The organism is Mesorhizobium sp. M4B.F.Ca.ET.089.01.1.1 (assembly GCF_004022605.1).
GTDB lineage: Bacteria > Pseudomonadota > Alphaproteobacteria > Rhizobiales > Rhizobiaceae > Mesorhizobium > Mesorhizobium abyssinicae.
Window position 1 is genome coordinate 1 of sequence record NZ_RZOS01000884.1, and the last position, 1,151, is coordinate 1,151.

Below are 1,151 nucleotides of genomic sequence, written 5' to 3' on the forward strand. Positions count from 1 at the left end.
CCTTCCAGGTGACGGGCGATCTGGTCGAGCGTTTCGGTGTCGACCGGGTGATGGACACGCCGATCTCCGAACTCGGCGGCGCCGGTGTCGCCGTCGGCGCGGCGATGACCGGCTTGCGGCCGATCTTCGAATTCCAGTTTTCCGATTTCGCCACGCTTGCTCTGGAGCAGATCGTCAACCAGGCGGCCAAGATGCGCTTCATGCTGGGCGGCGAGGTCTCGGTGCCGGTGGTGATGCGTTTTCCCGCCGGCTCGGGCACCGGCGCGGCCGCGCAGCACAGCCAGAGCCTGGAAGCCTGGCTCGGCCATGTGCCGGGGCTGAAGGTGATCCAGCCGGCAACGCCGCACGACGCCAAGGGCATGCTGCTGGCGGCGGTCGCCGATCCGGATCCGGTGATGATCTTCGAGCACAAGCTGCTCTACAAGATGAAGGGGCCGGTGCCCGAGGGGCACTACACGGTGCCGATCGGCAAGGCGGATGTCCGGCGCGAGGGAAGCGACCTGACCATCGTGGCAACCTCGATCATGGTGCACAAGTCACTGGAGGCCGCGCAAGCGCTGCAAGCCGAGGGCATCGACATCGAGGTGATCGACCTCAGGACCGTGCGGCCGATGGATAAGCGCACCATCATCGAAAGCGTCAAGAAGACCTCGCGGCTGCTTTGCGTTTACGAGGCGGTGAAGACGCTGGGCGTCGGCGCCGAGGTCAGCGCCATGATCGCCGAGAGCGAAGCCTTCGACTTCCTCGATGCGCCGATCGTGCGGCTGGGCGGCGCCGAGATACCGATCCCCTACAATCCCGACCTGGAAAGGGCGACGGTTCCGCAAGTGCCCGACATTGTCGCGGCGGCGCGCGATCTGGTCAGGGGAGCGCGCTAGCCGATGCCCGTCGAAGTCATCCTTCCCAAGGTCGACATGGACATGGCGACCGGCCAGATCTCGCGCTGGTTTGTCACCGAGGGTTCCGTCGTCAAGCAAGGCGACGTGCTGTTCGAGATCGAGACCGACAAGGCGGCGATGGAAATCGATGCGCCGGCGAGCGGCATTCTGCTTGATGTCACCGGCAAGGAGGGCGTCGACATTCCCGTCGGCGCGCCTGTTGCCTGGATTTATGCTGACGGCGAGGCTTATGGGGCTGATGCTGTGGCGAAG

2 protein-coding genes are annotated in these 1,151 nt (G+C 65.2%); both read left to right on the forward strand.

Going from position 1 to position 1,151, the window contains the following annotated elements:
* Positions 1 to 878 (forward strand): alpha-ketoacid dehydrogenase subunit beta (locus EN780_RS34750; protein WP_133372891.1); only part of this gene is annotated, 878 nt, incomplete at its 5' end.
* A 3-nt stretch (positions 879 to 881) separates the two neighbouring features.
* The coding region (locus EN780_RS34755) for a biotin/lipoyl-containing protein (protein WP_128276503.1) at positions 882 to 1,151 on the forward strand (270 nt) is incomplete at its 3' end.